Origin of the sequence: Pseudomonas sp. HMWF006 (assembly GCF_003061205.1) — a bacterium.
Taxonomy (GTDB): domain Bacteria; phylum Pseudomonadota; class Gammaproteobacteria; order Pseudomonadales; family Pseudomonadaceae; genus Aquipseudomonas; species Aquipseudomonas monsensis.
Genome location: NZ_QAIU01000113.1, coordinates 1 through 6,789, shown reverse-complemented (window position 1 = coordinate 6,789; position 6,789 = coordinate 1). Strand labels below are relative to the sequence as shown.

Sequence of the window (6,789 nt, the reverse complement as noted above, 5' to 3'; positions counted from 1 at the left end):
GGTCTGTTCGGCAATCGAGCGAATCACCTCCAGCACGCTACCGATTTGCGTACTCTCGGCGGCGAGGGTGCGAATCACCTCCACGGCCTGGTCGATGGTGCCGGATAGCCGGTCGATCTGCTGCAAACTTCCGTCGATGTTGATCTGGCCCTGTTGCGCCTGTGCTTCGGCGTCACGCATTTCGGCAGCGGCATGCTCGGCGTTTTTCGCCACATCCTGCACGCCGTAGGTCACTTCGTTGATCGCGGTGGCTACCAGCTCCATCTGCTGCGACTGCTGCTGGCTACGTTGCTGCGCCTGCGTGGCATCGTTGCCCAGCTCGCTGGACGACTGGCCAAGGGCACTGGCCGACACCTGCAAGTCGCCGATCACTCGGCGCAGTTTGGCGGTGAACGCGTTGAAGTGATGCGCCAGCTCAGTGACTTCATCCTTGCCGTGAGTATCGAGGCTACGGGTCAGATCGCTTTCGCCGCTGGCGATGTTGGCCATGGCGTTCACGGTTTCCTGCAGCGGACGAACGATGCTGCGCGCGATAAGGATCACCAGCATGGCCATGATCAGTGCGATGACCAGGCCGATTACCGACGCCTTGATCACCTGGCCCTGAAACTCGGCCTGAACATCGTCGATATACACGCCGGAGCCCAGCACCCAACCCCACGGTTCGAACAGTTTGACGTAGGAGGTCTTGGCCACCGGCTCGCTCGCACCGGGTTTCGGCCAGCGGTAATTGACCATGCCGGCGCCTTTGGATCGGGCGATGGCGACCATCTCGTTGAACACCGCAAAGCCGTCCGGATCGCGGATCGCCGAGAGGTTCTGGCCTTCGAGTTTCGGGTTGGTCGGGTGCATGACCATCACGGGCGTGAGGTCGTTAATCCAGAAGTAATCGCTCTGGTCGTAGCGCAAGCCACGGATGGCGGTGAGCGCCTGCTTCTGCGCGGCCTCTTTGCTCAGGGTGCCGGCCGTTTCAAGGTCGTGGTAATAGCTCAGCAGGCCACTGGCGGTCTGCACCACGTGTTGGGTTTTCTGGGCTTTGGCGTGATACAGGTCGTCGTGGATCTGCTTGAGCATCAACACGCCCAAGGTCAGCAACATGACCACCGCCACAATCAAAATGAGCCACAAGCGTCGGCTGATCGACACACTGCGCAAGCTGTTCATAACGCTGTCACTCCGGATTCTTTTTCTTGTAATAAAGCACCGCCAGCATCCAACCACGATTTCGTGGGCGGGCATACGCGACCCAAGTCGAATAACGCGACAGCGCTATTAGGGCTTGTCTGTTAGGATTTCGGCCCCGCGCGTGAAAACCTGAATCCAAGTTGATATTTCACGGAATTTTGACCGTTTCGTGTAGATCCTGTGCGCGCGGAATCGGTACAGCCATAAACAGCTACGCTGAACGCAGTGAACCAAAAAATACTATCGGAGCATGCCGGCGTGCATCGCTCTTTGGGGGATTGATGGATCTTTGGACGGCCTTGCAGGCACTGATACTAGGCGTTGTAGAAGGGCTTACGGAGTTTTTGCCCATTTCCAGTACCGGACACCAGATCATCGTTGCCGATTTGCTCGATTTCGGCGGCGAACGGGCCATGGCGTTTAACATCATTATCCAGCTCGGCGCGATTCTCGCGGTGGTCTGGGAGTTCCGGCGCAAGATTGCCGACGTGGTCATCGGCTTGCCGACCCAACCGAGTGCACGGCGCTTTACCGCCAATCTGCTGATCGCCTTCCTGCCGGCCGTCGTGCTCGGGGTGGTGTTTGCCGACCTGATCCACGAATACCTGTTTAACCCGATCACCGTTGCGACGGCGCTGGTGATCGGTGGCCTGATCATGTTGTGGGCGGAAAAGCGTCAACATCAAGTGCATGCCGAAACGGTCGACGAAATCACCTGGAAAGACGCGTTGAAAGTCGGCTTCGCCCAGTGCCTGGCAATGATTCCCGGTACGTCGCGTTCTGGCTCGACCATCATTGGCGGGCTGTTGTTCGGCTTGTCGCGCAAGACCGCGACCGAGTTCTCGTTCTTTCTGGCCATGCCGACCATGGTCGGTGCCGCCGTTTACTCGGGCTACAAGTACCGTCATCTGTTTGTGCCGGCGGACTTTCCGGTGTTCGCCATCGGCTTCGTCACGGCGTTTATTTTCGCCATGATCGCCGTGCGCGGCTTGCTCAAATTCATCGCCAGCCACAGCTATGCGGCGTTTGCCTGGTACCGGATTGTCTTCGGTCTGGTGATTCTGGCGACCTGGCAGTTCGGCTGGGTGGACTGGTCGGCCGCCAAACCATGAGTGACTCCCGTGCACGTCGCCCGGAGGGTCGTCCGTCAGGCGGCAGTATTCAGAACCTGAAGCTGAAACTGCTGGTTTTGGCGATCGTCTGTGCGTTGCCGCTGTTCGGTTCGCTGTCGATGTGGCTGCGCGGGATCTCGCTGGTGCCACTGACCGCCTATGGTGTGGTCAGTGTGCTGGCGTTCTTCATGTATTGGGCGGACAAGCGCAAGGCACGCGCCGATGCATGGCGCACGCCGGAAAACATTCTCCACGCCGTGGAACTGGCCGGTGGCTGGCCGGGCGCGTTGATTGCCCAGCAAGTGTTCCGGCACAAGACGCGCAAAGTGTCGTTTCAGATTCTGTTCTGGGTGATTGTGGCATTGCACCAGGTGTTCTGGATCGACCAGTTGTTCCTCGGCGCGAACCTGCTTTCATTGTTCTGAGAATTCAGCCAATCCCCTACAGGATTGGCGTCAAAGCAATAATCCGATTCGGGTTTTCTTGGGCAACTTACTCACCACCAGTTGATGTGAACGCATCAGCAATCCCTGCAGTTCCTCCGCACCCAGCGGGTAGGGCGGGTGCATGATGATCCACTGCGCCCGCGCCAGATACGGCGCCGGGTGAATGCCCGGGCGGTCGCAATGGCCGAGGAACAGATCCTTGTCGACCTTGAATGCCAGCGAATCGCCGCGCAAACCCTGCAAGGCAAACATCTTGTTACCGGCAATCGAGAACACCCGCACGCCGCCCCATTTGTAATCCTCTCGAGCGCCCGGCAACGCCAGGCAGAACGCTGCCACGTCGGCTTCGCTCATCTTTCCCTTGCTCATAACAACCGCTCCCCACAGGCATTGAACGATTCGACCAGGTGGTCGATCCACGCGCGCACCGCCGGCATCACCCCGCGTCGATGCGGGTACACCGCTTGCAGCCAGCCGCCGGGCAACGACCATTCGGGCAGCAGTTGCACCAGCGAGCCGTTCTGCAGTTCCTCTTCGCAGTACATCATCGGCAGCAGGGTGAAACCCTGGCCGGCCAGCACGCAGGCCTTGCGCACTATAAAGTCGTCGATACCCAGCCGTGCCTCCATATTCAACTCGAAACTTTTGCCGTGCTGGTCGAGCAGGCGCACATGGACCAGGCGATCGGCTTCCAGTGCGCCGAGCACCGGCAGGTTCTTCAAATCCTGCGGATGGCTGATCGACTGCCGCTCGGCGAACGCCGGGCTCGCCACCACGACTGTCTGCGCCTGGCGCAGGCGCCGGGTGACCAGCAGCGGGTCTTCGTCACCCGATTCGCGTACTCGCAGCGCGACATCGAAGCCCTCGGCCACGAGGTCCACCCGCCGGTTCAGCAGGACCACTTCCAGCTGCACCTGGGGGAATTTGCCGAGAAAATCGCTGATCACCCACGGCAACATTTCCCGCGCCAGACCGGTCGGGCAGGACACCCGCAGGCGCCCACGCGGTTCGCTGGACATGCTGGCGACGGCTTCATCGGCCATTTCCGCCTCCAGTAACATGGCCTGGCAGTGGCGCAGATAGCGTTCGCCAACCGCGGTGAGGTTCAACTGGCGCGTGGTGCGTTGCAGCAAACGTGCGCCGAGGCGTTCTTCCAGTTCGGCAATGCGTCGCGACAGGCGCGACTTGGGAATGCCCAACAAACGGCCGGCCGCCGCAAAGCCACCGGCTTCGACCACCTTGGCGAAATAGTAGAGATCGTTGAGATCTTGCATGGTGATATCCAACTGTTCTATCAGTGGGACGAACTATCGCATTGTCGGCGGCTAATCATCTATTGGTTTCTTCCGTAGGATTGTCTCCATTCCGTCGCCACCGGCGATTCATTCCAGGAGATTCCACATGAAACTGCTGCATATCGATTCGAGCATTCTGGGCGACAACTCGGCTTCCCGTCAGTTGAGCAGCCAAGTCGTCAAAGCCTGGCAAGCCGCCGAGCCAACTGCTGTGGTGACTTACCGTGACCTCGCCGCTGACGCCATCAGCCACTTCTCGTCGACCACCCTGGTTGCCGCCGGGACGACTGCAGAACTGCGCAACGCCGCACAACAGCACGAAGCCGAACTGAGCGCCTCGACCCTGGCCGAGTTCATCGCTGCTGACGCCGTGGTGATCGCGGCACCGATGTACAACTTCACCGTGCCGACCCAGCTCAAGGCCTGGATCGACCGCGTTGCCGTCGCCGGCCAGACCTTCCGTTACACCGAAGCCGGCCCTGAAGGCCTGTGCGGTGGCAAGAAAGTGGTGATCGTTTCCACCTCCGGCGGCATTCATGCTGGCCAGGCCAGTGGCATCGCCCACGAAGAGTATCTGAAGCTGGTGCTGGGCTTCCTCGGCATCACCGATATCGAAATCGTCCGCGCCGAAGGCCTGGCGTATGGTGAGGAAGTGCGCAACAACGCCATGACCGCCGCTCAAGCGAAGATCAGCGAGCAACTGTTTGCCGCCGCGTAAGGCTTGCGTAAAGAACAGCTGATGTTCAGGCAAGGCCCAAAAAACTCTGTATTCTGGTTCCGCAAGGGCTAGGTACAGAGTTTTTTGTTTCTGACTGTTGCATAATCTGGCCCGGGTTATGCAATCAAACGATCAACGTCTGCGTGCAACGCCGCGCCGGATCACCGAACCTCAGGGTTTCGGGCGTGTCGGAACATAAAGGATCTTTCGCTTGAGTAACACAGGGTGGGCCATCCCATGATGCGTCTTTGTGCAACGTTACTGATTTGCCTGCTTGGCAGCCTCGGTTCAGTGCATGCCGCGCCCGGGCGACACCCCGTATGGAGTGTCGGTTACCATGAGATGACATTCCTCGATCCGCTGGACCTGCAACCGATGCGCGCCATCGCTTTCTATCCTTCCAGCGATCGTGAACACACCAGCCTGCTTGAAGGCTACAAGGTCGAGGCTGGCGAAGACACCAAGGTCGCCATTGGCCGCTTTCCGATGTTGATGCTGTCCCACGGCAACACCGGCACCCCCATCGCGCTGCATGACCTGGCCACCTCGCTGGCCCGCAAGGGTTTTGTCGTGGTCGCGGTGATTCATCCCGGCGACAACTCCAAAGACCACAGCCGACTCGGCACGTTGAGCAACCTCTACGGGCGGCCGATCCAGATTTCCGAAGCGATCACCGCCACCCTCGGCGACCCGATGCTTTCGCCATTCGTGAATGCCGATCAGGTCGGCGTGATTGGTTATTCGGCCGGCGGCGAGACCGCGTTGATCCTCTCTGGCGCGCAGCCGGATCTCGATCGTCTGCGCCGTTACTGCCTGGAACGCCCCGACGACCGCGATGCTTGCAACACTCAGGGCGAGCTGATCGTCGATCGCGATGACTTGCAGCCAGTGGCCGATTCGCGCGTGCATGCGCTGCTGCTGATGGCGCCACTGAGTCTGAAGTTCGGGCGCCACACCCTGGCGGACGTACATGTGCCGGTGCTGCTGTACAGCGGTGATGGCGACAAACTGGTGGCTTTCGACAAAAACGCCGCCGCCCTGGCACGCAAACTGCCGACCGCCCCGGACTTCAAACTGCTAGCGGGGGCAGGGCACTTCGTGTTCATGGCGCCGTGCAACGAAGAGCAGATCCGCGCCATGCCGGCGCTGTGCACCGACGCCGACGGCGTGGATCGCGAAGACATCCACCGCAACCTGATCTCCGAAGCCGGGCAATTCTTCTCGCGCACGCTGGGCAAGCCGAGCCGGGCGGGGATGCAAACGGCGGATCAATGATCCTGGTCCTTTGCAGGCTCATTGCTACAGGGGGCCGTCCAGTCAAGACATCGCCCGGCGCTTGAGCAGCAAGGTCAACCCCAGCCCGGTCACCGACAGTAGCGCTGCACTGAAGAAAATCCACGAATACCCCAAATTCAGCGCCACCGCGCCCATCAGCGGCCCGGCAATCGCCAGCGCCAGATCGAAGAACACCGCGTACGCCCCCAACCCCGAACCCCGGCTGGAGTTGGGCACTTGCTTGATCGCCTCAACAGCCAGTGCCGGGTACACCAGCGACAAGCCAAAACCCGCCAGGCCCGCCCCGATCAACGCGAAGGCGGTGGACGGGGCCAGCCACAACAGCACCAGGCCAACGGTTTCGATGGTCATGCAGGCAATCGCCGAATTGAATCCGCCAAAACGGCTGATTGCCGAAATGAACAGCAGCCGCGACACGATGAAACATACGCCAAACACCGTCAGGCAATACGCCGCGCCGCTCCAACCCCGATTGAGGTAATACAGAGTGATGAAGGTAGTCAGCGTGCCGTAACCGATAGACGCCAGACTCAAACTGGCGCCAAACGGTGCAATGCGCCCGAACACTGCCCAACAAGGCAGCCGTTCACCGCGCACCACCGGCACTGAGGGTTTATTGCGGATCAGCACCAGAGCGCCCGCCGCCAGTACTGACAGCGCGATGCCGAGGCTGGCAAAACCGTAATCGGCGACCATGACCACGCCCAGCGGCGCGCCAATCGCAATCGCGCCGTAGG

Annotated in this window: 8 protein-coding genes; 4 read left to right on the top strand and 4 right to left on the bottom strand. The window is 60.3% G+C overall.

Features of this window, described 5'->3' with window-relative positions:
* Positions 1 to 1,164, bottom strand: a 1,164-nt coding sequence (locus DBR24_RS04350) for a cache domain-containing protein (RefSeq protein WP_146188953.1), incomplete at its 3' end; no start/stop codon positions are given.
* 302 nt (positions 1,165 to 1,466) lie between these two features.
* Here DBR24_RS04350 and DBR24_RS04345 point away from each other — a divergent pair.
* Together DBR24_RS04345 and DBR24_RS04340 are read left to right on the top strand one after the other, a co-directional pair.
* The gene (locus DBR24_RS04345) at positions 1,467 to 2,297 is read left to right on the top strand and encodes an undecaprenyl-diphosphate phosphatase (protein ID WP_128614023.1); all 831 of its coding nucleotides are present in this window, start codon (positions 1,467 to 1,469) and stop codon (positions 2,295 to 2,297) included.
* Positions 2,294 to 2,722 carry a DUF1294 domain-containing protein gene (locus DBR24_RS04340; protein WP_123468945.1) on the top strand — a complete coding sequence of 143 codons (429 nt, stop codon included), beginning with the start codon at positions 2,294 to 2,296 and terminating at the stop codon, positions 2,720 to 2,722. Before DBR24_RS04345 ends, DBR24_RS04340 begins: the two co-directional genes overlap by 4 nt.
* Positions 2,723 to 2,752: 30 nt before the next feature.
* On the opposite strand, the gene DBR24_RS04335 is transcribed toward DBR24_RS04340, so the two are convergent.
* Both DBR24_RS04335 and DBR24_RS04330 read right to left on the bottom strand, forming a co-directional pair.
* Entirely contained in the window at positions 2,753 to 3,112 is a 360-nt protein-coding gene (locus tag DBR24_RS04335) for an MmcQ/YjbR family DNA-binding protein (protein ID WP_123468943.1), read from the bottom strand.
* Positions 3,109 to 4,017, bottom strand: a complete 909-nt coding sequence (locus DBR24_RS04330) for a LysR substrate-binding domain-containing protein (protein ID WP_123468941.1) — start codon at positions 4,015 to 4,017, stop codon at positions 3,109 to 3,111. The genes DBR24_RS04335 and DBR24_RS04330 overlap by 4 nt, the downstream gene beginning before the upstream one ends.
* Positions 4,018 to 4,144: 127 nt before the next feature.
* On the opposite strand from DBR24_RS04330, the gene DBR24_RS04325 reads away from it, so the two are divergent.
* Positions 4,145 to 4,756, top strand: a complete 612-nt coding sequence (locus DBR24_RS04325; protein ID WP_123468939.1) for an FMN-dependent NADH-azoreductase — start codon at positions 4,145 to 4,147, stop codon at positions 4,754 to 4,756.
* A 237-nt stretch (positions 4,757 to 4,993) separates the two neighbouring features.
* Complete coding sequence (locus DBR24_RS04320) at positions 4,994 to 6,031, top strand: dienelactone hydrolase (RefSeq protein WP_123468937.1); 1,038 nt, start codon at positions 4,994 to 4,996, stop codon at positions 6,029 to 6,031.
* A 42-nt stretch (positions 6,032 to 6,073) separates the two neighbouring features.
* Here the strand turns inward: DBR24_RS04320 and DBR24_RS04315 are convergent.
* The coding region (locus tag DBR24_RS04315; RefSeq protein WP_128614021.1) for an MFS transporter at positions 6,074 to 6,789 on the bottom strand (716 nt) is incomplete at its 5' end.